Genomic DNA, 25,567 nt, shown 5'->3' with positions numbered 1-25,567 from the left:
ACGAATACTGTCATACTTTTTGTTACAACGTATCTGTCACCTTATCATTCTTCTTTTTTCACATTCATTCTGCCTTACCCATTGGTAAGTAGTAGATTTTACCGTCTTTAGAAATCAATTGCACATCCTCGGCATACAGGTCAGAGGTGTCCTGCGGATGTTTAATGGATTTGACTGATGCTTGAGCCGTTATCATATCTACTGTTTTTTTGTTAATCGCCCTAAAATTAAGGTCATCATCAAATAATCCAGGAATAAAATGAATGACGCGATCGATTCCATCTCTTTTACGCTTGATCTCATCTGTATCAATGCTTAAACGATTTACGGATGTCTGATGCCAGCCAGTCAATAATGCTTGAGTATCTTCCACCTGCTTTGTGTATGTCGGCAAAAGCGCTAGGCACTGCTTTCTTGAGACAGCCCCCAGATGAAGCGTATACCTCAAGTCGGAAATCTTATACAGCACATCAAGCAATGCTTTTTGGTATGTATACCAGTTTTGCGCTTCTTTTAATTCCTTTTCATAAGATGCATAATCCAGGTCATTTTTCTTTGTAAAGCCCGCCAAAGTTAAATTAACCTGACCAAGTAACTGAGTACATTCTTCTTCTATATTATCGAGCTGCGCAATCTTTGACAGTCTCAATTCATCATTCTCAAGGATCTCTACTTGAAAGTCGGCAATTTTCTTAACATGAGCAACAAGTGAAAAAACCCGACTTCGAAATTCATTATCTTGAAAATCAGATATTTTTGAAATTCCATCACGGATTGATCCAAGCTCTGCATTTATCTGCGTCATGTAATACTGCCCAACAACAATTGATGCCAATCCCATGGCTACACCCACATTATTCGCTACTACATTTTTAGCTTTAACCGCTACAAGGTTTGCATGACCCTTGATTCCATTAGCACCAAAATAGAGTCCTCGAACCGCTCCTTTCATAGCCTTAGAATTGGTAAGTTTAGCACCAGCCGGGATTATAGCGCGATACAAAACCTCGCTTCCCGCTTTTGCAATTTGGACTGCATTGGAACCTGCTATACTAGCCTGCACCAATCCGGAAAACAAATTGTTCACACGCCCCAGAATTTTACTATCAGTTATCTCCACCAGCTTACTATCATCAGATATTGCTTCTACCGGAAGCATTTCCATCTGAATGACAAGTTCATCGAGCTTTTGATTTGGCTGAGATAATTTACTTGTTTTCTTTACTATCATCGCACTATTATTCAAATCAGAGCTATTCTCGTCTTCGGGAATATTTGTTTTCTTTAGCCTATTAATTAGGAAAGCAGCAATCATCACCACTGCCACAATACATATGCCAACTACAACATACTCTATATTCAAAGTTCCTCCTTTTAACGTTCTATAATAGGAATAGTAAATTTTGCGAATAAATCAAGCCTCACCAATCTTGATATCTATCTCACAACCACAACTACCCGACATCTAACCCGGCAACTCCATTTATTGACATCTATCTTGGCAACTCTACCATCACACTTTTGGTTGGTTCTCCTTTGGATAAATTTCTGCAGAGTGTTTTGTCTGCCCAATTCCGAAGTCCCCAGATTGCCAGAAAACCGCAGCATTACCGAGCTTTTGCGGCTATTTTCTGTCACTCTCAACATCAAAACAACACTCTCCATGTAAGATTATTAGGCTATTTTGAAAAATTAAATATCTCTGCAAAACCCATTTGATTTTATAAAAACTATAAGATTTCTGTTGTTTCGAGCATATAAGTTTTGATTAGACTAATGTATATATTATATAAACTATTAATCTTTTTTAGAGATTTATCGCTCGAAATATTTGTCCAGCATCATCTGCAATTTTTTAATTTGCATAGAGTTGCAACTTTACAATAACAGTATACTTATTTTCATTAAACCTAATTTATTTTATCTGCAGCTGGATCAACTTCACAGAAATGATCTGGGTTTCGCTTACATTGCAAAGCAGGCACTTTTTTTGTAACCTCACGTTTTGTTTTTCCATTAGGATATGTTGTATCTCTCCATTCTACAGCCTTATTGAAATATTTCATTGTGCCACCACATATAGGGCATTTTTCAATATGAATTTTTTCTATCGTAAGTTTTCTTCCAAGACCACTAATTGCATAATTAAAGAATAACGGATGCCTAGTTTCTCTTTTAGTAATATCTCTTAACCATACAATAATTGCCAAAAGTATAATTATTACTATAGCTAAGATTCCCCAATATATAATATTATTGTTTGCATTTATTTGAATACTTTTATTGGTAAATAAATTAATTAAAGGTTCAAATAGTTTATAAAACGGGAAAATTCCTATCAGGGAAATAAAGATTCCCATCCATGATAGAATTGCCATTGTTATAGGGCTTCTCCAAACAGGTTCAGGCGTATATGTCGCAGTTTTTCCCGATGAATTCCCATTAAAATCTGTATTGTTTCCGGAAACAATATTAGTGGGTCCATTAAAAACATTCCCTGAAACGGTGTTAATATTTGATTTAGAAAATTTATCTTTCATATACATTCTCCTATGATCTTCATCTTTTCGAACTATATTTCTTAGACTTGCGTTTGACCGTTCCGTCCTCTCCAACTTCCACATTACTACGAACCGCCATCTCAAGCTCAACGGCTTCAAACTTCTCTTTAGAAATAATGCCTGCATTCAGCATGCCATGCTTATCTTTCTTATAACCATAACAAGCCCTACTATAAAGACCCGACGTGCCATCTTCTGCTCTACGCCTTAATCCCCAAACAATATTCTCGCTACGCCAATCATTTTCAGCCTGACAGCACGCTTGAACCACACTGATTAAAAGTTCATCATCGACAGTTTCCGTATCAATCTTATCGGTCTCAAAGATAATCCTTGTACCACATGATCGAATCTTTCTAATAGCCTCTAAGCCTTCTTTCGTATCACGACCAAAACGACTCACACTTTTAGTAAGAATAATATCAAGATTACCTTTCTCACACTCATCAATCATTCGATTAAATTCAGATCTTGATGAACCAACCTTCACAGGGTGGGTGCACTTTTTAACGATAGAAGCGAGCAATCACAAAAAGGTTTAATTTTCTAAAACCAATCTCACATCACGACTGCCAATCAGCATTCAAGCTCTTCAAAAAACATCATCTATCAGATAGCTATCACCACGAACCGCCTGATCATATCCTTTAACCATCAACGCATTAAACGTTTTCTCATCCATAGCATCTTGTGCTGTAAGAGACTTTGGAATAGTAAGCGAAAACAGAATACCATTATTAAGAATGATTTGACGATAAAACATGTCAATAGCCATAGCTCTAGGGACTCCAATCGTTTCCAAAATTCGATCTGCCTGCTGCTTAATATTTTCTTGTATTCTCACATTCACATTCGCTGTTTTTAATATTTTTCCTATATATTAATCCAATACCTTCTTGTTGTAACGTTTCCTCTTGATAAGTTATTTTTCACTTTGTTTTCTAAAATTCCACCATTATTTTCTATAACTTTTATCGATCCGATATTGTCATCATCACACGTAATCAAAACCTTATGCAGATTCAAAGTCTCTTTACAATATGTAAGTGCCATAGAAAGCATTTTTGTTCCATAGCCCTTCATGCATTCAGATTGTCTAATTTCGTATCCTATGTGACCACCATAGTTAATTAAAAAAGAATTTAATTCATGCCTAATATTAATTTCACCAATAAATTTTTCATTATCTATCAGCCAAAACGTAGTAGCTCTAACATAATTTTCAGGCAAATTTATACCATGTTCAATATTATAAGAACTCTCTATAATTGTTTCGGGGTTTATAAAACGTCTTTCTGCATTCGGCCTAAAAATTTCATCTTCTTCATTTGCTTCTATATAACCTTGGATATATTTACTATCTGGTCTAATTAATTTCATAAGTTCTCCTTATTCTTAATATGTGATTCTAATAAGAATACAATTCTATTAAAATTAGAGTCCATAATAGTCTGTTTAGCTTTAATAGTATTACTGTTTAAAAAAACCACACATACAAGCTTTATTAAAGAAAAATTTTTTTATTTTTTCTTTCAATTAGTGCGAGCTTTTCAAATCCATAAAATTTTTCTTTTCCATAAAGCACAGCTTCTACTAGAAAAATAATGTATGATACAGCCAAATATACAAACAAAAAGTGGGTGCACTTTTAAACGATAGGAAATATCGCAAAAAGGTTTAAGACCTGCTTAATAGCTTGCTGAACAATCTTACGCAATAATCAACATGCCACTAGCATTACACCCACTCTCCATACGCGAATTTAATCTTTATATAATTAACTAAATCCCATATTTATTACCTAAAACCCTATATTTGTTAAAGTACCTTTACGCTGTTGAACCGCCACACCAACATTCCATATAATCACGCCAACAATTGCCCATAACATGCCAACAACAAGAATCACAAGTAGCGATACGCCAACATTTACAGAACCATCAACTATACTACGAGATGCTTGAGTAACATGAGTTACTGGAATCGCATATAACACGTATTGCATCATCTTAGGAAATACGCTAATTGGAGCAATCACACCACAAACAATAGGAAGTATTGCACTAAGCGCGTTAGAAATAGTATAAACATCATTCATCATCATGCTTATAGCAGCTACAGCAATACCAAATCCCGTAGAAGCAACAGGAACAATAAGGAACAACAGCATCAACGCACTCATATTAATCATCAAGAAAGCACTCGGGCTTACTACAAGCATTGTTATAAACAAAGTCACAGCATCACTCACTAAAGAAATAGTCACGAGCGCAACAATACGGCCGAACCATAATGGTAATGCAACTTTCGCGCTTGTAAGCACGAATGGTGTTGTTCCTTCAAAACGATCCCATGCTAGTGCTTCTGACACAGTCATACTTGTGGAAATAGAACATGCACACATCACAGCAGCAAGAGTTGAAGCAATCAAACTATGATTAAAACCAGCGCTAGTTGCAGCACTAGCTGCTCCATTGAATCCTCCACTTACAGCCCCAGCTAGAAAAACGTATAAGAACGTGGATAAAAGAGGCTCAATAATCATACGAATAACAGCAGTATTCCAACTATTTAAGCTAGGTATACTCTGTATACTCACTCTTGCGCCAGTTCGTATACTAGATAACACGCTCACGTGACCATACTGAGAATATTGATTATATTGATGCAATTCAGCGTACTTACTATTTTTAATAATTTTATTTTGCATAGTTTCAACCTGATTATTATTTCGTATCATATTATGTTCAAACTTCCATTAAGCGTTGCAAGTCGAATAGCATGACGTAACATAAAACCTGCAATAACAAGCAGAACGCTGGATAATACAACGCATAACACAATTGCTAACACAGTAGTAGTATTAAACGATTGCGCATGAACCACCCACACTGCAGACGTGAGCGGATGAATAAACGCAATAATGCGAGCAGGCAATGGCATTGATTCTACAGGTATCACTATTCCACAAAGCATCCATACAGGAATTAAAATCAAACCTTCATAAACTGTAGCTTTACGGCATAATACAAAAATTCCAGATAATAATGCAGCAGAAGCTACGCAAGCAAGCATAGAAAGTAAGTATCCAACTAACTGCGTGAATGTTATCATAAAGAAACCATGGCAGAAAACAGCAACGGTAATAATCGCAAGCGGCATACCAATGCACCCAAGTAAAGCTGCGGATCCTACAATAGGAAGAAACACTTCAGAAGGTGAGATAACACTTAAAGTTAAATATTGTAATGTTCCTAAATAACGCTGGTATCCAATAATTCCAACAGCAGTAGTTGTAGCAGACCATAATCCAGCTATAGAAGAATCAACCCAAATATTATTAAGGAAGTTGGCACAATTATGAGAAAAACCATAGTATGCAACAATTTTCATCAACGCAAAACATACTGGAGCAAGTATCGCATTTTGCAAGAAAAACGTTGTTTTCGCTAAGCTTTTAAGCTGAAACCACATGCCACGAATCACAGAAGCGCATGAACGAGTAGAAGTATTCATATTAAGCCTCCTACTTACTCAATGAAAGTGAAGAAGACGAAGAAGACGACGTAGCAGCAGAAGAAGTAGAAGTATTTGATGCAGAAATATTATCATTTTGCACAATAGCAAGATACGTTTCTTCCAAACTTGCAGCGCGATCACCTAAACGTGTAATCCCATCAACAGGAATTTTAACATTTCGTTCTTGAGATAATGCTTTGCTCCACGCGATAGTAATATTTAACACTCCATGCGATTCAAAAACATCACACCACAACACTCCATCAAGTTTTTGCAATTCTTCCTTAACACTAGGAGTTCCACTTGATGTTTCACCTTCATACGCGTACATTGTTACATGATCAATATGCTGCAAAGAAGCCAACTGCTGAACACTTCCCTGAGCAATAATATTACCGTGATTTATTACAGCAACAGTATCAGCTAATTTCTCAGCCTCACTCATCTCATGCGTAGTTAACAAAATCGCTATTCCTTGATCTCGTAAAGCATGAATAATTTCACGTACTTTCCTAGCATTTTCAGGATCCAAACCAGTGGTAGGCTCATCTAAAAGCATAAGATCCGTTCTAGCAACCAGCGATCGAGCAATATGCAACCGCTGCCACATTCCCCTTGAAAAAGTTTGAACAGCATCATGAGCTTTATCAAGTAAATCAACTTGCTCAAGAGCATCGTGAATACACTTTCCTTGCTCCCTATATGGAACAGCAGAAAGATCCGCAAAATAACGAAGATTATCTAATGCACTTAACTTTTGATAAAATCCTCGCTCACCTCCAAGAAGTAACGACACATGCTTACGCGCTTCTCGAGGATTACTCACAGCATCAATATTGGCAATACGAACACTACCACTATCAGGAGCTAACAACGTACCAACAATTTTTACGGTAGTTGTTTTACCTGCACCATTAGGGCCAAGCAAGCAAAATATTTCACCAGAATGAATATCAAAAGATACGTTATGTAAAACTTGGCGAGTTGTCTTCTTACGACCAAATCCACGAGAATAAGATCTTGTTATATTATCAATACGCAATATTAAGTTGCTAGCTGACTGCTTATTATTGTTATCGCGACTATCAGTTGCGTTTTCTATATTATTATTCATTATTATTACTTCGTTCTTACGTGTTATTAAAGCTTAATTTTTACTGTTATTGAATAAATTTCAACAATGAAAATTAATTAGATAAAGAGATAACGCTTGCTTACAAGAACGATAAGAACGCGCAAAAACATGCAAAAAAAAACGTACAAAAACCAACGCGCATGCGCAAACATAATGAAACAAAACACCATGTGCAATGCGTGTTTAATACTGCTAAAGAATATGTATCTTAAGCTGTTTTATGTGCTTTTATATGCCTTTCAAACCGTTCTTAAGACTAGCGATCATTTGGGCAGTCATAGCGCAACACCTCATAAACTTAAATGTGCTTTACGTGGAAAATTATATTAGCATTCCGCAAAAAACTCAAATATAAGCAATCACAAAACATTTGTTTAACATGTGCAAAATATTACTATTTCTTCTTATAACCTATAGCAACATTACCTGCTTTATTAAGCCCTGGTACTTTAAGAACACAAGAGCTTGACTTACAAGAGCCTGGCTTGTCTTTTAAATCAAATTTTCCAACTAAAAATAAAGCTTTAAGTCCTGGACCAGGTAAATTGAACGATGAGTCAACTAACTTAATACGCTTATCTCCAAGAGTAACTTTAGACAAATCATAGTGAGAATCAAGAATGTCTCGTGACACAAAGAGATACAATTCATCCTTATTTATATAGTTTTCTGGTATACGAAACTCTTCTTGAGACACCGCCACCGTCTCCCAATGATACGACGCAAGCTCCGCCTTCTCATCATCGTCGGCACATCCCGCAAGAGAAAAGAGAGTACCTAGCAGCAGAAGCATAACAAGACAACTTTGAAAAATGGTTTTACAAAAAATAGTTTTACTTCTCATAACACTACTAGCCTCCTTTTCGTTAACACGACTCTGTATCAAATGATCATAAAACAGATTATTAAGTAAACAAGATCTACCATTCGCTCTGATTACTGTAATAATCTTAATAAATATATTATTTTTTTTTATTAATTTGTCTAGATTATTGACACTAATCTCTTCATTTACTAGCAAACTATAATTTTTATAAACAGCAAGATTCGCAGAGCCAGAGGAACCAACATAATTGTGAGCGTTTAATGCTTCCAACAATATTCCCTCATAAACGAAGCAATTACCTGCAAATCTTCACCTTCATAATACCCAACAAGCAACTTCTTAAACTCAGGAACCCTATTTTCTGGAATAACCAACAAGCCATTACCATGAGAAATCAAACAGTGTAGGGAACTTTTTTACAATTATTTAACCGATTTGATCCCCAAAACATAAACAACTAAATTAATAATCACTCGACAGCAAAATAGTCTTAATGCTCATTGCAGAATGGAAGTTAATATTGGGAATATTGTAGGAGTGTAAACATCCAAGACAATTGTAAACAGAGAGTTGTTAATTTTTTTGTTCAATAATTTTATCGGTAAATGCCTTTAAAAATTCTCTAGAATTACTCCAGCCTGCGCCATTGTTTAATCCCGAGAAATCAAAACCAGATATTTCATCTAACGCTTTACTACAAACCCATTCATACATTCCAGCCTCTTTGCTTTTATATATTATTAGGAACAATGGTTTCATTGCTTTTTTACCCAACGACACAACACTCTTGTATTGCTTAGAATATACTACATCGTTATACCACCCTGTCAGCCGATAGTATTTATCTTTGACCCCCTTTTCACCAATCTCGTCGCATAGATTTTGTAACTGTTTAGCAACATACGTGAGAACCTTTTCATCTATGTTTTTTATGAGCAAAGTTTCATCAACACCATTTTTACTTACCTCTTTCCAGTCAACATCTTCATTATTTTCTGAGTGTCTTTCATTCCTTGCAGACTTTTGATTTTCTGTTTTTACTTCTCTATTATTATCACTAAAATTATTCTGACTCTTACAACCTGAAATAAGTGACATAAGGCAAACTACCATAGTCAAAAAAGCATAATGCTTGATATTCTTCATTTATGCCTCCTCTACAACTTAATCTTTACCTAATTGCAGCTACGATTCTCATGTTCAATCTTCACTTTGTTCTTCACCATCATCTGCCAAATATTTATTCATCTCGGAGTACAAATCATCTTTGAGTTTAATAAAACTGACGGGATGTAAATTATGGACAAAGAATGCAGATATACAGCCTACAAAATAACTATAGCTAAAAATCATCCGATAATCTACAGGATTTTATTTCCATACATAAACAAATGTGTGGCAAAATGAGTACACGCTTTAACGATAGAAGCGAGATATTGCAAAAGGTTTAATTGCCATTTATAACTTTCTCAATATCTCTTTTCCCATAAAGCACACGAGAAACCACAACTTCATACTTTTCTTCAAAAACAAAATAAAAAATAAGAAAATTATCACACGACACGAACCCTATGCCTTATGCAAGGACTCAAAAACCTTATCCGCAGGCTTCACATCACCAGATAAAACTGACTTATAACCCTTTTCCAACTCATCATTCAACTCACCTTGAGTCATAGAACTCACATCACGCGGCTCTCTATAACCCAATTTCACATCAAAAGGAAGCCCCTGCTGCAAAACAACCTGCTTATAAAACATGGTAATAGCACTCGAAGGAGGAAGACCCAAAGAATTCAATATATACTCTGCCTGCTCTTTTAACTCTGGATCAATACGAGTATACAAGTTAGCTGTTTTCGCCATACAATCACCCCTTGTTTCTTACAATGATTATATGACATTGCATTGGCATTGCATTAACATCAGCATTAGCAAAGCAAAACTCACGGCAGGTGCTCCACCACATCTTTATTAAATACACTGGAAAGCTAACTTGAAATTTGCTTTCGAAATAATTATCTTATATGTAAAGCTAGCTTTCCATTAGGAAGGAGAATGTAATGTGAAAAATAGACTTGAACAAATTAGAAGAGAAAAAGGCATAACACAAGAAGAACTTGCAGATGCACTTGAAGTATCAAGACAGACAGTCGGTTCTTTGGAAAATGGAAGATACAATCCATCAATCATATTGGCATACAAAATTGCTAAGTACTTTAATTTAACAATCGAAGAAATATTTATCTACGAGGAAGATAAAAAATGAAAAAACAAAAAACACAGAATTTTTGGTACATAGGTTATGTAATAGGAATTTGCGGACTAATTCTTGCGCTGACTCTTAAACTGAACGAATCCGTAGGAATTGTACTGTCAGTTGTTTTTGTTGCAATTATCTCACTTTCACACGTAAAAATCATGCACTATAAGATGATAGAAAAAGACCACAACTACAAAATAAATGTGAACGATGAAAGAAATGAGAAAATCAAAGATAAAGTAAATGCAACAATGGCATTCATACTGATGCACCTAATGGGAATAATTGCCATAATTGCATTTATCACGAAAGCATATTTGCCAGCTGCTCTTTTAGCTATTTCGATTGCCTTTTCTCCATTAATCATGTTTTTTATCAACAAATATTATGAGAAAAAATATTAAAACCAGACATAACCCGCTCATTTACTACTTATTACAAGGCTGACCAACCTTCATAAATTCCTTATCCCTAATACGAAACTTTTTTATTCTCAAAGTTGCATCAGGCAAGGCAAATGAAAATGACCTTTACACTTGGATTAAAAAACCACCAAGCCTAATACTCCAACATTCCTAAGCATTTTTAGAATATGCCAAACTATATTTCGTGCGACTAGTCACAGTGACAGACATAAAACACCGCAACAGTATTACTTCACTACAGCTTTCCCATTCAAGCAATGCACAGCATAGTGAGCACATCCATCTGTTTTGCGCCCAAAATTATTACAACTAAGATTGACCTTATTCTTATCAGAAACCTCGCTAATACCATTTTCACAAACTACTTCAAGACATACATCCTTAGGTATTTCTCCTTCTAAAACACTCGTACCATTTAACGTATCCACCATGCAAGAAGCAACAGCCTTAACATTATTCGCCACAAAATCGGCTCCGAAAGTCACTTATTTCTTTCCGAGCCTCCACGCTTTGAGCACTACTTCTATTACTCCGTAAGTCAATGCGGCCAACGGCCAAACAATCCAACTTTTTCCCCAATCGGACGTGATGAAACTGTAGGCTAAATAAATGCAGATAATTATAAGCCAGTAAGCTTGGAGGAATAAGCTAATCTTTGCAGGATAGACAGTTTTTTTCTTCGGTTGCAGCAAACGGCAATAGGACGAGCGGACAATATTCGCCTGTACGAATAAATAGACAGCTGCTGCCACCAGGGCAATAGCGATAACTACAAAAAAGCCGGATGAAAGTTGATAAAATTTCGGTGCTATATCCGAAATTATAAGAAAAATAAAGGCAACCATACATAAAACGACACCGCTGACCGTCCGCAGCACATACGACGGCATGAACCGTTCCAAGCGTTCTTTGAGCACACTGTCAACGCCGTAAGCCGTTTCAAAGTCCTCTTTTTCCAAATATTGATAACGCTTTCCGTGGAAACTCTGAATAATAAAAATAGCTACAGCTACGGTAATAATCGCAACACTGAATGCTAAGCCCATAGTTTTACCGACTTGTGCATTTACTGTGTGAGAAAGCAAAAGATCACTGCCGACCAACGGTATTGCCGCCAGAATACAAAGAAGAACGCCTAGAGCAACATAGGCGGCAAATGATATTCTGTGAGCAATATAAGCGGAGGCTTCTTCCAGCTCAATTACCCGCATGCGAACGCCGGCTTCTTCCTGGCAGGCATTTTCACCTGCGTTGACGTTCTTCCCCATAACATCAATTTCATCTTTTACCAGAAGATCTGTACTAACACCAAACAAACGGCTCAATGCAATTATCCGTTCCATATCCGGGATACTTTGTGCGCCTTCCCATTTGGAAACAGCTTGGCGACTGACGCCCAATTTGTCCGCCAATTCTTCCTGCGACCAACCGTTTTGTTTACGCAGTTCCAATATTTTATCTGCTAAAATCATAAAAACATCTCCATTTCAAACTAGAATTCATCATGATTATGGTGAAATTATAGCTGAAACAGCAGTTGCGTAGTAGCAAGTGCGATTGACAATTACCGTTAAAAGCGCAATTTCTGCCGACAAATGAGCGCAACCGACCGCCAATTCGTTTTCTCTCATGTTTGCACCGCACTTTCCAATCATCTTCACTGATGCCGCCAAACATTGGAATAATATCTCGCCAAACGTCGGAATAAAAGTTCGATAGCGCGCTAACTATTGTAATCTTGATAATATTATGATACTTTTTTGATAAAAGGAGGTTGATACTATGATCAATATTCGCCCAGTTTCCGATTTAAGAAATAAATTCCCAGAAGTAGAAGAAACAGTTATAAATTCAAATACACCAGTATTCCTTACAAAAAACGGTTATGGAACTATGGTTCTCATGAGCATCAAACAATACTCTGCTCTCACTGACGACATCGAAAGAAAACTCGACGAAGCAGATACTTTTGCCGCAAATACTTCTACGCGTCTTTCTAAAGACGACGTCTTTGATAGTGTAAGGAGAAGGGATTAATCAACACGAGAACACCCTTACTACAGGATTAGTGTACGCAACTTTTCTATTTTTTACGTTGTCATCGACGACACTATGGAAGTGCGAAGACTTCTATACTCAAAACGAAATATTGACGCACTACTGGAATAACTATTCCTAATAACAATCATTATTATGCTAACGGTTATTAAAAAAGCTATCGTTAAAGGTTTAGAATTGACTTTATAGCCTGATTTCAGGCATGATATCCATTCTACTAACACCATGCCCATGCAATACTAGATTGTTGGCTGGGAGCCTTGGTGTTCTATGGAAATACACAGGGTTCCCATAGATAGCTACACAGCTTTTTACCTCTTAGATGAAGATAAATGTAGCGTGACGATTGTTCGTATCTTTTATACAGGCAGAAACATTGAAAATATTATCAACAACAAATAATGGAAATTCGACAATATGTGACATATCTTTCTAAAAGCCCAATGTAACGTTTTATATAGTCAAAATCATGACTTGGTGCCAATGAACTTTTTTGACGCACAGGTCAAATAATTTCAGTAGACTAGCCAGATGCAAAGAATATGCATTTTTATATGTGTGCAAAAATCGAATTTCATTTCTTATGATCAACTGTCATGTAAAACACTAAAAGCATGTACAAAACCCGGAAACTAAAAATCAGAAGAATGCGGAAATCAAAACTGAAAAACACATTCTTCTGACCAATTCCCAACCAACTACCGGTTCCCGGTTCTTACTTATCACGCAACTTACCAACTTGCGTAAATTCCTTATCCCCAACACACATCTTCTTATCAGTGAACTTTACTCGCATCATTCTGCTAATAATATACTCATCCGTTATCAGCACAAAAAATTGCTTTTCTTTTTTATTCACCAAGTAATACTGTTCACTGCCAATACTCTCTACCGCTTTACCGAATGCAAACGTATCAAACAAAGGAATATCACCGAACAAAGTAGTAATACACCCGATAAAATTATCCATAAACTTTTCAGACGAATTTGGAATAAACTTCGTCACCGTGAGCATAATAATTTCAGCGTCTGCATATTCATCACGAATAATTTGTTCCTTCATCTTGATTTTCTTACGAACACTCAATTTTTCATTAAGACCATACTTCGCTAAATCAATAGGCTTCTTAATGATTGACAAATCAATAGCATTGTCTTTATCCAACAAATGGTCGACAGTAACACCCAGCGCATCCGCAATCACCTTCAAATTTGCAACATCCGGCAGACCGCGACCACCTTCCCACTTCGCTACCGCAGCACGCGAAACCATAATCATTTCAGCAAGTTCTTCCTGAGTTAAACCCGCTTCCACGCGCGCATTTCTGATTTTTTCTCCCAACAACATCGTATAACTCCTTTCATTGGCTATGAGCTTTCGTTCTTAACGATTATTTGTTTTGCTCGTAATGCAATTAATAACCGCACTGCGTAATTACATGCTAACGAGCAACATATGAATAGAAAAGGAACTAACTAGAACACAAGCGTTACGAATCGTAACATGGCATTTTCTTAGCACACGCGCACATAATTATGTGAAAATAGCTGTTTCAAAAGAAATTTATACAAAACTAACAGAGAATGTACAAAATCCAAGGTGCACGAGCCATACAACACAACGCGCCGAAGACCGATATCCACCTCATTGCTCTGCTCTCATTCATGCCAATCCCCAACAACAAACGTACGGAATAAGGCAACAGAAACATAAGTTTGTTGTCAAGAGCATGCTGAGATATATAACATAGAAAGCAACAGTTTCAGAGTATAAAAGGAAAAGTTTCATTGCATACAAGAGTTAAGAAACTAGAACTAATGTTTATGTAACGATCTCTTGCCATAATAGCGGAATTCATTAATATCTTTCATCTGAAATTATATGCTCTATTCCACTATGCTCCGATTTAAGATATTCTTTCATAAATGTCGGGTAAGCCTTGAACTTATCAAGCTCATCTATAGGTAACCAATGCATTGTCTCTTTAGCATCTGACTCTGTAGTGCTTTGGCTCGTAAAATCTCTTTTGCCCATGGGCTTCATCATGTAGTAGAATGTCAGCTCATGGAAGTCTACTCCTTTCAAGCCAGAGCTGCCGATGAATAAGTTCTCGTGTATGACAGCAAGGTGATCTACTTCATAATTAAGACCTGTCTCTTCAAATACTTCTCTCTTAACGGCTTCTTCTGATGTCTCGCCCATGTGAACCGCTCCGCCAACTGAGTAGTAATAGTCGTCCTCATCATTTCCTGCAAATAGCACACAACCTTCTTCTACTATGATGGCTGCTGCTCTATATCTAAATGCTTTTTTATCGTTAATAAATCCGCAATTATGTTCCATAGTTTACTCCTTTATTTTTTATCTAATGACTGTGACTTATGGTTCAAATGCAAACAAGTTCCCAATCTGAATTGAAAATCCAAGTGATTGATACATTTGTATATCACACTGTGCACAAGCAACAATCATTGAACTTATTGCACTCGACCCTAGAGCGTTGATATCTTCCCTCATACAGCAAAATCGCACTCAAAAACCGCGAGAACCCAGCTTAAAGCCGCTTCGCATTAAACCTTTTAACGATAGCCCTCGCTAAGCCCTGCTACACAAGGGCAAACTTGCACCCACCTAATCAGCTTTTGACATCAATACGACACTCTCGACGTGCATCACAGTCAAGTGAAAGATTATAGTTACGTGGAAAATGCTCTTCAGTAGCATACTCCACATCATCCTTGTTAGGCTCATAACCATGCTTAAGATTAAAATGCTGGATATATTCTTCTTTCCACGCCTTAATCTCAGCTTTTTCTTCAGCAGTTCTAGTTGGACGCAGGTTCTTATTGTTGTAGTAAACCTCACTGTCATCCATTGAGTGAAGCATCTTAATATCCGCAACGGTTACACCATTTTCGCCTGGTTTAATCTCGATAGTTTCTTCACTATAACTACCATCTTCATTACGAACACAACTTGTATACTTATATGTTGCTCGATCGTTGCTATTAGTTTTACGAGTCCTCATGCTCACCCTTCCCGCCTGCAGCGGTAGGGTGAAGACACATACAAAAAAGAGCCGATACTTTATGAAGTACCGACTCTAATACCTGAAAAACAGCCATAGTAGAATAGAGGTACTTCATAGGAGTCATGAAAAAACCATGAGGATCCTATTGACGTATCTCATCGCCCTATAGCTAATCAGGCTTTAACTGTTTATTAGTAGTGTCTTATTGATTAATCATTAACCACAATCTTGTTAATTGTTCCAAAAATTCTTATAACATTTACCCGCTCTTTCTTAAAACCCGTATCATGAGTGTAAAAAAGAGTGGAATAATCTCGTTTTTATAACAGTTTGACATGTAAAAACCACACTTGCCTTGAAAGCTACGTGCTTTGAGGTTTAAGCGTTAACAATGTTTTCACCCCCCTTCTCGTTAAACAACACTCGTTTTAGAAAACAAAACGAGCATTAGCCACGCTCTAATAGAGTCCCAACCGTGGCTAATAAAGTCCCAACTGTATTTAATACAATCCCAACAAATCTAATATAATCCCAACCGTATTAATATCAGAAAGCCTCACTCCGCAAAAAGTGTTATAGGCCTAACTACTTTTAGTGTTACCGTTAGAGCTTCTGATTAAAACACTTCAGATAAAACGTTCAAGTTATTACTATGCTAAAAATGCTCTTCAAAAACCTGACAAATACGCACATATACGAGGTTGCATACACGAGATTGCAGAAGAAAACTTCTTTACTTATGGCTCTTCTAGAATATGGTTAGTGTTGAGAACTGAAGGTATTAAAGTATCTGAAAAAGTAGTAAGACGGCTCATGAAAGAAGAGTTAATTGAGGTTAGATATGCCAGGCGTAAAAGACGCTATTCAAGCTATATAGGAGAAATTACTCCTGCATGTAATAACATTGTTAACAATAATTTTCATGCAGATTCACCTAATAAGATTTGGCTTACAGACATTACTGAGTTTTCAGTAAAAGAGTCAAAACTCTATTTAAGCCCTATGATTGACTGTTTTGATGGTAAAGTGGTCTCTTACGCTCTTTCAAACCACCCAGATCAGTGTCTTGTAGATGAAATGTTAGAAGGGGCTTTAACTACCCTTAAGATTACAGAATGTAAAAGCTTAGCTATTCATACAGATAGAGGAGGTCACTATAGAGGTGGCAGGTGGATTGAGAGATTAGAAGGTCTTGGTATTACACGCTCCATGTCAAGAAAAGGAAATAGTGGAGATAATGCTGCCTGTGAAGGCTTTTTTGGACAAATGAAAACAGAAATGTATTATCCACTTAACTGGGATAGTACAGAAGAATTACGTCAAGCTATTCATACTTATATTGATTTTTACAACAATCACAGAATTAAAATGGGGATTAAAAGACAATTATGGAACATCGTGCTATGGTTGCACAAAATGTCTAAAAATTGTCCTAAGCCCCAAGCGACATTTTTATGTCGCCAAAATTGTTGCTTTGTCGCCAATGGATACAAAATTTAGTCATTTTGCTTAGAGTTAAGAACGTTCAATAAGTTTATAATTTCATCAAGTACGCTTGAAAATGTGATTCCTTTTGTATAACTATATTTTTAAGCAAGTTATCGTGGTAGATTTTGCTAGCTAGAATAAGTCGTCGTGAGATCCTAAGCGTAGAAATATAATGCAATCTTCTTTAACTTGATACAACAGTAGAACATCTGCAGACACATGCAATTCATGCACGCCTTTATATGAGCCTTTAAGAATATGATCTCTATAAGTTGCAAGTTCGCGAGAATCTGCACCATTGCAAATAAGTCTTACAATATTGATTACTTGCTCAATATCGTAATGCTTCTGCTTATATTTCTTAACATCTCGCAGATAGATTGGACTATAAAATGGCGGTTTAGGCATTGCGCATCAGCTCAGCAAAATCGTCTACAGTACCTGCAGCTATTGGTTTTTCTTTCATAGCTTCATCAATAGCATGCTCATATGGAGAACTTTCAAGTGAAAATGGGAAACGTTGCGTATTTACAATCTGATATAAAAATAGGTTGACTGCTGAACTCATATCAAGACCATAATGTTCAAGAACTTGCGATGCGCTATCCCGTATTTCTGGATTAACTCTTACACTTAATCTGCCTGTTCTAGCTGTTTTTGTAGAAGTCATGTCGTTTCCTTTAAGCTCAAAATCATGAATTTGTTATTCATGCTTTGCTTTATTATAACAGACCTACAGCACCCAACGTAATACCAAAGTAGCACCATTGTGCACACAATTATTACTAAATCGCGCGTTATCGTGGCAAAAATTGCAAAATTAGCAAAAACTGCCACGATAACTGGTATAACATAGCAACGAAGCAGCATTCTGCATTGCAAATTAACCACCTACTTGCATCTGCTGCACAAAGGTTCGTCCAAATACTCGATTGAAGCGCAAGAAAGCACAATAAGCATCTTGCGCAATGGCTATTTCTCTGCATGAAGCGGAACATGTACATTAATAATCCACGAATCGTCATCTTCAATAACTTTAAAAGTTCCACCAACGCGTTCCGCAAGCATCTTATGAAAACGCAGTCCATATCCTAATTGCAAGTTAGCAAGAATACCTCGTTGCGCACTATTTATACACGTAATATGACATTCATGGTCATTAAGCATTACATTCATGGCGTATTCTTTAGGCTTTGCAGCATGCTTTTTTACGTTCGCAAGCAGTTCTCGGCAAATATACTCAATTTGAGCACATTCTTCAAAAGGCAAATGGATTGATTGAGAATCTTCAGTAGCTAAATCACTACTCAAGTCAATGGAACCAATATAGCCAAGCTTTTCAAATGACTTTTGTTCACAGTCAAATAAAACGCGTAAGCCTGTACAAAAATCTTTATAACATGTAGTCGATTGCATAACATCGCCAGTGCTTGCAGTTGTAGCATTGTCAAGAAGAGAAATGATATTACGTGCTCTATGAACAGTTGTAGTAGCACGTTGAAGAATCTCTCGCGAATTTTCATGCTCTTGCTCATGAGTTGTTTGAGGTTCAATAGATTGTTGAGCCATCATCATAATGCTGGAAAGCTCATTAGTTACTTCATCGTGCATGCGAATTGCGGCAATAGTGGCATATTTTTGAAAAACGTTGTAACGCTGCGCAAATAACTGTTCCTGCTGTTGGTGAATAGTAGAAATATAGTATTTTACGATTGCACTAGAAATAAGAGTGATAAGAAGCCACCACGCTAACACATAAGCGTTTTGAAAATCGCAGATAATAAAGAACCATGAAGATACTCCGCAAGAAGAAAGCACGGTGTACCAAGGTTGAGTAATTACAGCAATTGCCAAACAAATCAATATGGTAAGCATCATAGATGAGTAGTTGATATTTGGCGCAATAATTACCAACGGCATCCAAATAAGTACAATAAAAGATGCTTTACGTGGCCATATTGCAATGCATAAGCAGATTACAATCCATACTATTTCAACTGTAATTGCATGCCAATTAGAGTAGTAATGAAGATTATTATAGGAACAAATCTCAAGAATCAAAGTACAACTTATGATTACACCAATTCCAATTTTCTGCCAGGCATCATGCGGCAAAAAATTGATCATACGCGTTAATAATTTCATAACTACCTACTTTTACACGTTAATTTCTTACACGTTATATGTCATGTGAATATTTTGCGAGCACAGCAAGCGCCTGCATGCGACTTTTAACTTGAAGTTTTCCATAAATACGCCGTAAATGCGTGTTGACTGTTGAAACTTTCACATTAAGCTGATCTGCAATCTCTTTTGACGAATACCCCTGTTTACACAAGCGCATAATTTCCGATTCTTGAGGAGACAAAACTGAAGTCTTCGGAAGTTGAGAAATCATATTAAATGATTCTTGCGGAGTGTGAAAATAGTCAATATATTGTGGCAATTCTGGACACCCGTAGCTCGTTGCGCGCGATTGGATAGCTGCAACTACGTCTGCTAAATTGTCTTTATGCACTAGCGCTTGACCACCCGACTTAGCAACTTGCAATACGTATTCATCCAGCATGTAGGAAGTAATGCCAATTAAAACAATATTGCTATTGCGCTCGCGAATTGCTTTAATTACATCAACACCACTCATTTCTCTCATTGACATATCTACTAAAAGTACGTCAGGAGTATTTTCTGTAACGCAACGATGAATAGCTTGTTTTGCAGAAGAACACATCCATGCACAAACAAAGTTTTCAGGCAAACGACTTTTTAAAAGAAGTTGCATATATCGCAATACAAACGTGTCATTATCAACAATTGCATAAGTAGTGTTCATACAATATATGATATCTTGTTTTGGAATTTGCTTGTCAATAGATGTTTAGAATGATGATTAAAATGCTTCGGCTCTGTCGCAAAGTAATTGTGCGATAAAGCCAAAGCATTATTTTCATATTTTGCAATACAAAATTGCAATACATGCATCATAAATCTATGACAAAAGTGAACAATTTATTACTATTTCATCCAAAAATGAGACATTTCCCAGCGCCAATTGCGATTGATGCTACGATACCTGCAACATTCACCTTCAATCCAAATTTAGCGATTTGTTTTGCAAGGAATTTAGCAAGCTTATCCCAAGCATGCCCTTCAATATAAGCTTTAAAATCACCACTGGAAAGCAGTTGAGCAATATCCATCCCAGGAATTAAACCTATAAGTTCGCCGCCCATGCAAGACCAAAAATCCTTATCTTGGCTATTCGCGCGGATTGCGTCCAACAGGTTATCATTTGTATATACTTGTCGAATACCTTCAGCAATGTATGCGGCCATTACTTTTCCATATTTCATCTTAAGGAGCTCATCTTTAACAGAAACCACGCCATTCTTATAACTGCTAGCTTCTTCAAAAATAAAACGAACTTCTTGTTCAATTTTCTTAACATCCTGTTGTACAATAGCTGTAGACTTATTTTCAGTCGCTTCCGCAGCTGGAATTGTTGTTGACAAGAATCCGAAAGACAAAACAGTCACAATCAGTGATGTTACAATCTTTTTTACCTTTAACATGACCGTATCTCCTTACTTAATGTGCGATTGTATTGTTTTTCTCAAATTATCAAGATTGTACACATTAAAGTGCCATACGCTAGCACTTTCCGTTGGTACACTCCATTCTTCGGTTTTACTATTGACAGTAAAGCGAATTATTTGAGTTGTTGGCTTATTTATAACTTCAAAATTAGTGAGTTGATTCCACGGAATGCGACGAAGATGCTTATCGTCTAATTTAGCTAGATTACCCGAGCCTAAAATGGCATTCGGATTAACCACAATAAACTCATTATTAGTGGCAGCGACAATACGCGCATCAACGCCTTGCGCTACATAGAATAATTTAGGTAACAAAAATAGTTTGATTAAATCTTTCCACCAAGGGTCGTATTTCATTGTAAATACATACGTCTTATCAACTGAAAGATTGTGATCTTTAAAATACTTGACGATATCTTCTTCTCGTATACCGCGCAAAGGATTAGTCATAATAAGCACCTCCTCGTGATTCTCGTTTCGTAAATTACCAACATACTAACGTGCAGATTTTATCTACACAAATAGGTGTACCTATTTTTAACGATAGTGCTTTTAGAAAACTTTTTAAAAAAACTTTTACTATTAGTAGTTTGTATGTTCCTAACAACCAACATTTAAAAATATTTACATTTTGGAACCATTCTTAAATAAAGACATATTTATGGAGCTATCGTGGCAGTTTTTGCTAATTTTGCAATTTCTGCCACGATAACTTGTTATTTTTGTGTTTTATAAATCCTGTAATGCAATTCTTTTATCTTCTGCAGACTGCTTAGATGACTTATCGTCTTTCTTAAGAGAATGCGCATATCGAATAAGACTTCTTGCAATAAAGAACACTAAAGCACATATAGCAAGTGCGATAAGAATGTCAATTATCGGACCAAATAATGCATAGCTCATGATTCATCCTTCCTTTTTCTATATTCGTTTATGAGTGTTCGAGCTGTGTCAACATCGTATTTATCGTCAATAGCAAGACTCTTTACCAAAAGAACGAACGGATCTTCTGGTTCATTGTCGCTTATGCGCAGTTTTTCAATGAGCCTGTTAAGTCTGATTCTCATCGTTGGGTAAGAGACTTGATACATTTGCGACATTTCTTTTAACGATCCAGACGATAATACAAAGTTCTTTATAAACGACATATCTTCATCTGTGAGATTAGCCATCCATTTTGGAATATGATCCATATCACCCCTTTCTTCAACCTATAAAACTTTAATTAAATTAAATTTTTATTAAAAATATTAAAGTTGTTGTATGGGTTTGTCAAGAATGAGCATGAGAGATATGACGTAAAGGGGGCTTAGGACAATTTTAACCTATAACTCCAATCCTTATTTTTGTTTTACGCCTTCGATTCGCTGAGCTTGCTCAAAGTTGAAAGCACAGTGTGCTTTCAACGCGAGCGAAGTACGTTAACATCCTGTGCACTCGACTCTAAAGCGTTGACATGTTCCCTCATACAGAAAAATCGCACTCAAACATCACGAGAACACAGCCTAAAGCTGCTTCGCATTAAACCTTTTAACGATAGCCCTCGCAAACCCCTGCTACACAATGGCAAAAATGCACCCACCTAATCAGCCCTAGACATCAATACGACACTCTCGACGTGATTAGCATCGGTGAAATCATCAATCCTATTTACGTAACTTTCTCTGGTACTCTCTGCCCATGATTTAAAATTTTGAGAATATTCTATCCATGATAGCATCCGCAATGCTAATCACCTCCCCTGTTTGGAACCTCTAATCTTTACTTCTCCACCCGAAAGAAATCCATGTACCTTGATTACAAGATATGGTTTCCCATCATCTCTTGGTCTTGGGGCAATATCTACCTTGTCATGCTTTCTTCGTATAAGCCTACAAACAGGAGCCATATCTGCAGGATCAGTATATGCTTTCTAAAACCACTCCTTACAAGGGAACGGTTTTATTTCTTTTTGAATCGATTGCAAATCAGCTTTGTTTTTCCCCATGAATTGCTCCCTCTGAATAAGTTATACGTTAGAAATCAGTCCGTTAACCTTCTAGATTTTCAGCCAACTCGCTTTGTGAATTCAACTACCCATGATATGAATGAATCTATATCCTTGTAAATTTCATCCAAATTGAGCTGAACAGGCATACTGTCCATTGGCTGAGAATGCTCTGTAAAAGAATATTTGGTCATCATATCATCTATCATCTGACAATCAGAATCTTTAATCTGTGATATCTTCATTACTTTATTGTTTGTCATGATTCTTCTATGGAATCTATGCACCATTCCCAATAAAAGTACATCTTCCACAGATCTTTCAACGTAAATTCTGAACTGTTGGCATATCCTACTTACAGCATCATCATATTCTGGCAAATCAGAATCGATATTTCTTGTTCTAACAACTTTTGCCTTTAATGCATTTAGCTGAGCTTTGATTTTCCCATGATAAACTTCTTCAGACTCCGGTATACCTTTTCCACGATTAGCACTTCGAATATGTGCCTCTTGCATTTGTACATTATTCGCTTTGCAGACCTCTCCTATACCGACAAGTAAAGAAATACGATGTGTAAAAACTATTACCTGTCGAGATGATGCCAATTCTACAATCCTTCTTGTTGCCGCTTCTTCATAATTCAAGTCAAGTGATGAAATAGGATCGTCAATAATAATAGGAATACTATCGACCCTACCTGTTGCATCTGCAAAGAAAGCCGCCAATGCAACAATCCTTTGTTCACCTTCACTAAGAATATCCTCTGGCTTACATTTTATCCCACTGTCAGAATCAATACTCACCTTATAAGGCGAATTCCCTTTCTGTGATGTTCCTTTGCTTAACTTGACTTTAACATGTGGGGCAAGAATATTTAATTCCTTAGTAAAACGATCGATGTAAGCTTGTGTTATCAATAAATCTGCCAACACATTTGATTGTTTCGTGATTTTGTTAGTGGTGGTAAACTGCTTTGAACACTGCAAATCATCAATTTTTTTCAGATTTGTAATAACTCGTTGTATCGTCGATAAGTTGTCTACACACCATTTTTTGCATTTTAACACCTGTAAACTATTTATTAACTCTTCTTTTCCTTCTATTTCGAGGGCGCTAACTAGCGGTTTCTTCCCTTCTTCTAGCGCTGAAAGAATGGATTTCAAACTTGTAATAGCTTTTTCCAAGCCTACTTCAGATAATTTCAATGATAACTCTGTCACATCAGACAATAGTTTTATTTCTTCAATTCGCTTATATGTATCAACTATACTTTGAAGATTTTTCTTGTCCATATCTTCTAATAATTGCTGAACTACATCGCTACTATATTGTCTTTTACAAATCGAATCTCTATAGCTTATTAGCTCTTTTTTCGTCTTTTCCAGATCACTCAAACAACTACCATTAATAAATTCATTAACACTACTTATTCGTTCCTGAGTTTTCCCATAAATCGACTGATGGCAAAGTGGACAAATTGATCCTTCCTCTCCAAAATGATTTTTGTTATCTTCGAAAATAAATGATTCATAGTAATCTTTTGCTGATTTCCAAAGGTCTTTCCATGCTTTTACATTTACGCTTACACTATCTTGAATATCTGCTTTTTCTGAAAACAGTTTTCGAGATAAATCGTATTTTTCTTTTGTTTCACTCCAGGCAGAAACCATTTCTCCCAAGGATGCAGCATCCTGTTTACGATTTGCCTCTTCTAAATCCCTAAGAACCTGAGTGATTAACTTTACCCTACTTTCAATAATTTCAACTTGCTGTTTAACCTTTTCCCTGTCTAAAAGTCTTGGTATCTCCTCAAGTTGCTTTTGATCGTCTTCAGTCCACTCAATGAAATCTTCCGGAACTTTAGAATCTTTATTTATTTCCTTTAACCACGACATGCATTTATGATTTTTTATATCATCTGGAATAGTAATTGTTCTATCAAGAACATGGCTTTCACGTTCATCAATCCTTTTAGATATTTTATCTGCTACAATAGCCAGTTTCGATAAAACTGTAAATATGAAAGGTTGATACGACACCTTATTAGATGAAGTAATATATGCATTCGAAATTCGTGTATCAAAAACATCGCATGCGGATAAAATAGAAGACTGAATTCCTCTTGATAAATCATATGCTTCTTCTATTTCTTTGCCTTCATTTTTTATTCTAACCTTGCAGGAAGGTGTACTACCTTTAGTTTTTTTATACACATTCGGCTGTATTGCTTCTTCATATGGAGATCCGCTTAATTCTTTGAAGATTCTCATATAGCCAGACTTCCCTGTACCATTCAATCCATATATTACAGTAACACCGCTCTCAGAAAACTCTAACGAGGTATCTTCTGCCAATGCATTAACACTCTTGATTTCTGATAAAGATAAAACTGATATATTTTTATTCTCTTTTTCTGCTCTTATTGTTTCTACAGAAAGATGCTCATATTGAAGATCTTGCTGCCTATGCTGATCAATACACATATCCGCATACCGATCTATTTGTTTTTCATCGATTGTTTTTCCTGTATAGATTCTATATGTAGCATCTTGAAGCCAAAAAGGTTGCTTGATAAGCCATTTTCCAAATTGTTCATATGCATCATTAGTATTATCTGATACTTTTTTAGTCATTAGCTCCACCGTCCTAACTCATTGTCTTCATCACATCTAGC

At 36.4% G+C, this 25,567-nt stretch carries 29 protein-coding genes and 1 pseudogene; 4 read left to right on the top strand and 26 right to left on the bottom strand.

The window, feature by feature from the left end; genetic code table 11:
• Positions 1-64 precede the first annotated feature (64 nt).
• The 12 genes from K9E37_RS05780 to K9E37_RS05725 all read right to left on the bottom strand — a co-directional run bounded on the left by K9E37_RS05780 (position 65) and on the right by K9E37_RS05725 (position 9,907).
• Positions 65-1,363, bottom strand: a complete 1,299-nt coding sequence (locus K9E37_RS05780) for a hypothetical protein (RefSeq protein ID WP_248893225.1) — start codon at positions 1,361-1,363, stop codon at positions 65-67.
• A gap of 547 nt (positions 1,364-1,910) precedes the next feature.
• Positions 1,911-2,540: a hypothetical protein gene (locus tag K9E37_RS05775; protein WP_012913997.1), complete on the bottom strand. Its 630-nt coding sequence runs from the start codon at positions 2,538-2,540 to the stop codon at positions 1,911-1,913.
• A gap of 19 nt (positions 2,541-2,559) precedes the next feature.
• A complete protein-coding gene (locus tag K9E37_RS05770) occupies positions 2,560-3,087 on the bottom strand; it encodes a recombinase family protein (RefSeq protein WP_231130971.1) in 528 nt (175 codons plus the stop codon).
• Positions 3,088-3,153: 66 nt separating this feature from the next.
• On the bottom strand, positions 3,154-3,429 hold the full coding sequence (locus K9E37_RS05765; RefSeq protein ID WP_076002752.1) for a type II toxin-antitoxin system RelB/DinJ family antitoxin: 276 nt from the start codon (positions 3,427-3,429) through the stop codon (positions 3,154-3,156).
• A 5-nt stretch (positions 3,430-3,434) separates the two neighbouring features.
• Positions 3,435-3,941 (bottom strand): GNAT family N-acetyltransferase, encoded by a 507-nt coding sequence (locus K9E37_RS05760; protein WP_004110930.1) that lies wholly within the window; start codon positions 3,939-3,941, stop codon positions 3,435-3,437.
• A 421-nt stretch (positions 3,942-4,362) separates the two neighbouring features.
• A complete protein-coding gene (locus tag K9E37_RS05755) occupies positions 4,363-5,301 on the bottom strand; it encodes an ABC transporter permease (protein WP_076002751.1) in 939 nt (312 codons plus the stop codon).
• Positions 5,298-6,077 (bottom strand): hypothetical protein, encoded by a 780-nt coding sequence (locus tag K9E37_RS05750; RefSeq protein ID WP_004110937.1) that lies wholly within the window; start codon positions 6,075-6,077, stop codon positions 5,298-5,300. The genes K9E37_RS05755 and K9E37_RS05750 overlap by 4 nt, the downstream gene beginning before the upstream one ends.
• Positions 6,078-6,087: 10 nt before the next feature.
• Complete coding sequence (locus K9E37_RS05745) at positions 6,088-7,194, bottom strand: ABC transporter ATP-binding protein (RefSeq protein WP_076002750.1); 1,107 nt, start codon at positions 7,192-7,194, stop codon at positions 6,088-6,090.
• Between the two features lie 415 nt (positions 7,195-7,609).
• Entirely contained in the window at positions 7,610-8,059 is a 450-nt protein-coding gene (locus tag K9E37_RS05740) for a hypothetical protein (RefSeq protein WP_004110940.1), read from the bottom strand.
• Positions 8,060-8,298: 239 nt separating this feature from the next.
• Positions 8,299-8,439 (bottom strand): hypothetical protein, encoded by a 141-nt coding sequence (locus K9E37_RS05735; protein WP_004110941.1) that lies wholly within the window; start codon positions 8,437-8,439, stop codon positions 8,299-8,301.
• 175 nt (positions 8,440-8,614) lie between these two features.
• On the bottom strand, positions 8,615-9,187 hold the full coding sequence (locus tag K9E37_RS05730) for a hypothetical protein (RefSeq protein ID WP_004110943.1): 573 nt from the start codon (positions 9,185-9,187) through the stop codon (positions 8,615-8,617).
• A 423-nt stretch (positions 9,188-9,610) separates the two neighbouring features.
• Positions 9,611-9,907, bottom strand: a complete 297-nt coding sequence (locus K9E37_RS05725) for a type II toxin-antitoxin system RelB/DinJ family antitoxin (RefSeq protein ID WP_004110949.1) — start codon at positions 9,905-9,907, stop codon at positions 9,611-9,613.
• 199 nt (positions 9,908-10,106) lie between these two features.
• Between K9E37_RS05725 and K9E37_RS05720 the strand changes: the two genes are divergently transcribed.
• Both K9E37_RS05720 and K9E37_RS05715 read left to right on the top strand, forming a co-directional pair.
• Positions 10,107-10,310 (top strand): helix-turn-helix transcriptional regulator, encoded by a 204-nt coding sequence (locus K9E37_RS05720; protein ID WP_004110950.1) that lies wholly within the window; start codon positions 10,107-10,109, stop codon positions 10,308-10,310.
• Positions 10,307-10,708: a hypothetical protein gene (locus tag K9E37_RS05715; protein WP_012913990.1), complete on the top strand. Its 402-nt coding sequence runs from the start codon at positions 10,307-10,309 to the stop codon at positions 10,706-10,708. The genes K9E37_RS05720 and K9E37_RS05715 overlap by 4 nt, the downstream gene beginning before the upstream one ends.
• A gap of 248 nt (positions 10,709-10,956) precedes the next feature.
• Here K9E37_RS05715 and K9E37_RS05710 read toward each other — a convergent pair.
• A pseudogene (locus K9E37_RS05710) lies at positions 10,957-11,193 on the bottom strand (DUF4097 family beta strand repeat-containing protein); the annotation flags it as partial.
• 21 nt (positions 11,194-11,214) lie between these two features.
• A complete protein-coding gene (locus K9E37_RS05705) occupies positions 11,215-12,201 on the bottom strand; it encodes a helix-turn-helix domain-containing protein (protein WP_004110953.1) in 987 nt (328 codons plus the stop codon).
• Between the two features lie 310 nt (positions 12,202-12,511).
• On the opposite strand from K9E37_RS05705, the gene K9E37_RS05700 reads away from it, so the two are divergent.
• Positions 12,512-12,766, top strand: a complete 255-nt coding sequence (locus K9E37_RS05700; protein ID WP_004110957.1) for a type II toxin-antitoxin system Phd/YefM family antitoxin — start codon at positions 12,512-12,514, stop codon at positions 12,764-12,766.
• A 736-nt stretch (positions 12,767-13,502) separates the two neighbouring features.
• Here the strand turns inward: K9E37_RS05700 and K9E37_RS05695 are convergent.
• The 3 genes from K9E37_RS05695 to K9E37_RS05685 all read right to left on the bottom strand — a co-directional run bounded on the left by K9E37_RS05695 (position 13,503) and on the right by K9E37_RS05685 (position 15,816).
• Complete coding sequence (locus K9E37_RS05695; protein WP_012913988.1) at positions 13,503-14,135, bottom strand: helix-turn-helix domain-containing protein; 633 nt, start codon at positions 14,133-14,135, stop codon at positions 13,503-13,505.
• A gap of 510 nt (positions 14,136-14,645) precedes the next feature.
• Positions 14,646-15,131 carry an NUDIX hydrolase gene (locus K9E37_RS05690; protein ID WP_076002746.1) on the bottom strand — a complete coding sequence of 162 codons (486 nt, stop codon included), beginning with the start codon at positions 15,129-15,131 and terminating at the stop codon, positions 14,646-14,648.
• A gap of 292 nt (positions 15,132-15,423) precedes the next feature.
• Positions 15,424-15,816 (bottom strand): hypothetical protein, encoded by a 393-nt coding sequence (locus K9E37_RS05685; protein WP_248893223.1) that lies wholly within the window; start codon positions 15,814-15,816, stop codon positions 15,424-15,426.
• Positions 15,817-16,413: 597 nt separating this feature from the next.
• Between K9E37_RS05685 and K9E37_RS05680 the strand changes: the two genes are divergently transcribed.
• Positions 16,414-17,319 (top strand): IS3 family transposase, encoded by a 906-nt coding sequence (locus K9E37_RS05680; RefSeq protein ID WP_248893221.1) that lies wholly within the window; start codon positions 16,414-16,416, stop codon positions 17,317-17,319.
• Between the two features lie 120 nt (positions 17,320-17,439).
• Here K9E37_RS05680 and K9E37_RS05675 read toward each other — a convergent pair whose 3' ends face one another.
• From K9E37_RS05675 to K9E37_RS05635, 9 genes are all read right to left on the bottom strand, one after another.
• Positions 17,440-17,715: a type II toxin-antitoxin system RelE/ParE family toxin gene (locus K9E37_RS05675; RefSeq protein WP_012913985.1), complete on the bottom strand. Its 276-nt coding sequence runs from the start codon at positions 17,713-17,715 to the stop codon at positions 17,440-17,442.
• Entirely contained in the window at positions 17,708-17,977 is a 270-nt protein-coding gene (locus K9E37_RS05670) for a type II toxin-antitoxin system RelB/DinJ family antitoxin (protein ID WP_004110348.1), read from the bottom strand. Before K9E37_RS05670 ends, K9E37_RS05675 begins: the two co-directional genes overlap by 8 nt.
• Before the next feature lie 302 nt (positions 17,978-18,279).
• Entirely contained in the window at positions 18,280-19,452 is a 1,173-nt protein-coding gene (locus K9E37_RS05665; protein WP_102703430.1) for a sensor histidine kinase, read from the bottom strand.
• 34 nt (positions 19,453-19,486) lie between these two features.
• On the bottom strand, positions 19,487-20,140 hold the full coding sequence (locus K9E37_RS05660) for a response regulator transcription factor (RefSeq protein WP_004110353.1): 654 nt from the start codon (positions 20,138-20,140) through the stop codon (positions 19,487-19,489).
• A 187-nt stretch (positions 20,141-20,327) separates the two neighbouring features.
• Entirely contained in the window at positions 20,328-20,879 is a 552-nt protein-coding gene (locus tag K9E37_RS05655; RefSeq protein ID WP_076002703.1) for a hypothetical protein, read from the bottom strand.
• A gap of 12 nt (positions 20,880-20,891) precedes the next feature.
• Positions 20,892-21,353: a hypothetical protein gene (locus K9E37_RS05650; protein ID WP_004110362.1), complete on the bottom strand. Its 462-nt coding sequence runs from the start codon at positions 21,351-21,353 to the stop codon at positions 20,892-20,894.
• A 279-nt stretch (positions 21,354-21,632) separates the two neighbouring features.
• Complete coding sequence (locus K9E37_RS05645) at positions 21,633-21,806, bottom strand: hypothetical protein (RefSeq protein WP_004110365.1); 174 nt, start codon at positions 21,804-21,806, stop codon at positions 21,633-21,635.
• Positions 21,803-22,096, bottom strand: coding sequence for a DUF2089 family protein (locus K9E37_RS05640; protein ID WP_004110367.1), 294 nt, complete (start codon positions 22,094-22,096; stop codon positions 21,803-21,805). Before K9E37_RS05640 ends, K9E37_RS05645 begins: the two co-directional genes overlap by 4 nt.
• Before the next feature lie 853 nt (positions 22,097-22,949).
• Positions 22,950-25,526: an AAA family ATPase gene (locus tag K9E37_RS05635; RefSeq protein WP_102703425.1), complete on the bottom strand. Its 2,577-nt coding sequence runs from the start codon at positions 25,524-25,526 to the stop codon at positions 22,950-22,952.
• Positions 25,527-25,567 lie beyond the last annotated feature (41 nt).

It is taken from the genome of Gardnerella swidsinskii, assembly GCF_023277705.1.
GTDB classification, from domain to species: Bacteria; Actinomycetota; Actinomycetes; order Actinomycetales; family Bifidobacteriaceae; genus Bifidobacterium; species Bifidobacterium swidsinskii.
Note: the sequence above shows the minus strand (reverse complement) of the source record. Positions and strands in the feature narration are given on the sequence as shown.

Coding starts and splice junctions, on each gene's coding strand:
- K9E37_RS05775 (WP_012913997.1), bottom strand. CDS start 2,540: ATGAAAGATAAATTTTCTAAATCAAATATTAACACCGTTTCAGGGAAT.
- K9E37_RS05760 (WP_004110930.1), bottom strand. CDS start 3,941: ATGAAATTAATTAGACCAGATAGTAAATATATCCAAGGTTATATAGAA.
- K9E37_RS05755 (WP_076002751.1), bottom strand. CDS start 5,301: ATGATACGAAATAATAATCAGGTTGAAACTATGCAAAATAAAATTATT.
- K9E37_RS05750 (WP_004110937.1), bottom strand. CDS start 6,077: ATGAATACTTCTACTCGTTCATGCGCTTCTGTGATTCGTGGCATGTGG.
- K9E37_RS05745 (WP_076002750.1), bottom strand. CDS start 7,194: ATGAATAATAATATAGAAAACGCAACTGATAGTCGCGATAACAATAAT.
- K9E37_RS05740 (WP_004110940.1), bottom strand. CDS start 8,059: ATGAGAAGTAAAACTATTTTTTGTAAAACCATTTTTCAAAGTTGTCTT.
- K9E37_RS05730 (WP_004110943.1), bottom strand. CDS start 9,187: ATGAAGAATATCAAGCATTATGCTTTTTTGACTATGGTAGTTTGCCTT.
- K9E37_RS05725 (WP_004110949.1), bottom strand. CDS start 9,907: ATGGCGAAAACAGCTAACTTGTATACTCGTATTGATCCAGAGTTAAAA.
- K9E37_RS05715 (WP_012913990.1), top strand. CDS start 10,307: ATGAAAAAACAAAAAACACAGAATTTTTGGTACATAGGTTATGTAATA.
- K9E37_RS05705 (WP_004110953.1), bottom strand. CDS start 12,201: ATGATTTTAGCAGATAAAATATTGGAACTGCGTAAACAAAACGGTTGG.
- K9E37_RS05700 (WP_004110957.1), top strand. CDS start 12,512: ATGATCAATATTCGCCCAGTTTCCGATTTAAGAAATAAATTCCCAGAA.
- K9E37_RS05695 (WP_012913988.1), bottom strand. CDS start 14,135: ATGTTGTTGGGAGAAAAAATCAGAAATGCGCGCGTGGAAGCGGGTTTA.
- K9E37_RS05690 (WP_076002746.1), bottom strand. CDS start 15,131: ATGGAACATAATTGCGGATTTATTAACGATAAAAAAGCATTTAGATAT.
- K9E37_RS05685 (WP_248893223.1), bottom strand. CDS start 15,816: ATGAGGACTCGTAAAACTAATAGCAACGATCGAGCAACATATAAGTAT.
- K9E37_RS05675 (WP_012913985.1), bottom strand. CDS start 17,715: ATGCCTAAACCGCCATTTTATAGTCCAATCTATCTGCGAGATGTTAAG.
- K9E37_RS05670 (WP_004110348.1), bottom strand. CDS start 17,977: ATGACTTCTACAAAAACAGCTAGAACAGGCAGATTAAGTGTAAGAGTT.
- K9E37_RS05665 (WP_102703430.1), bottom strand. CDS start 19,452: ATGAAATTATTAACGCGTATGATCAATTTTTTGCCGCATGATGCCTGG.
- K9E37_RS05660 (WP_004110353.1), bottom strand. CDS start 20,140: ATGAACACTACTTATGCAATTGTTGATAATGACACGTTTGTATTGCGA.
- K9E37_RS05655 (WP_076002703.1), bottom strand. CDS start 20,879: ATGTTAAAGGTAAAAAAGATTGTAACATCACTGATTGTGACTGTTTTG.
- K9E37_RS05650 (WP_004110362.1), bottom strand. CDS start 21,353: ATGACTAATCCTTTGCGCGGTATACGAGAAGAAGATATCGTCAAGTAT.
- K9E37_RS05645 (WP_004110365.1), bottom strand. CDS start 21,806: ATGAGCTATGCATTATTTGGTCCGATAATTGACATTCTTATCGCACTT.
- K9E37_RS05640 (WP_004110367.1), bottom strand. CDS start 22,096: ATGGATCATATTCCAAAATGGATGGCTAATCTCACAGATGAAGATATG.
- K9E37_RS05635 (WP_102703425.1), bottom strand. CDS start 25,526: ATGACTAAAAAAGTATCAGATAATACTAATGATGCATATGAACAATTT.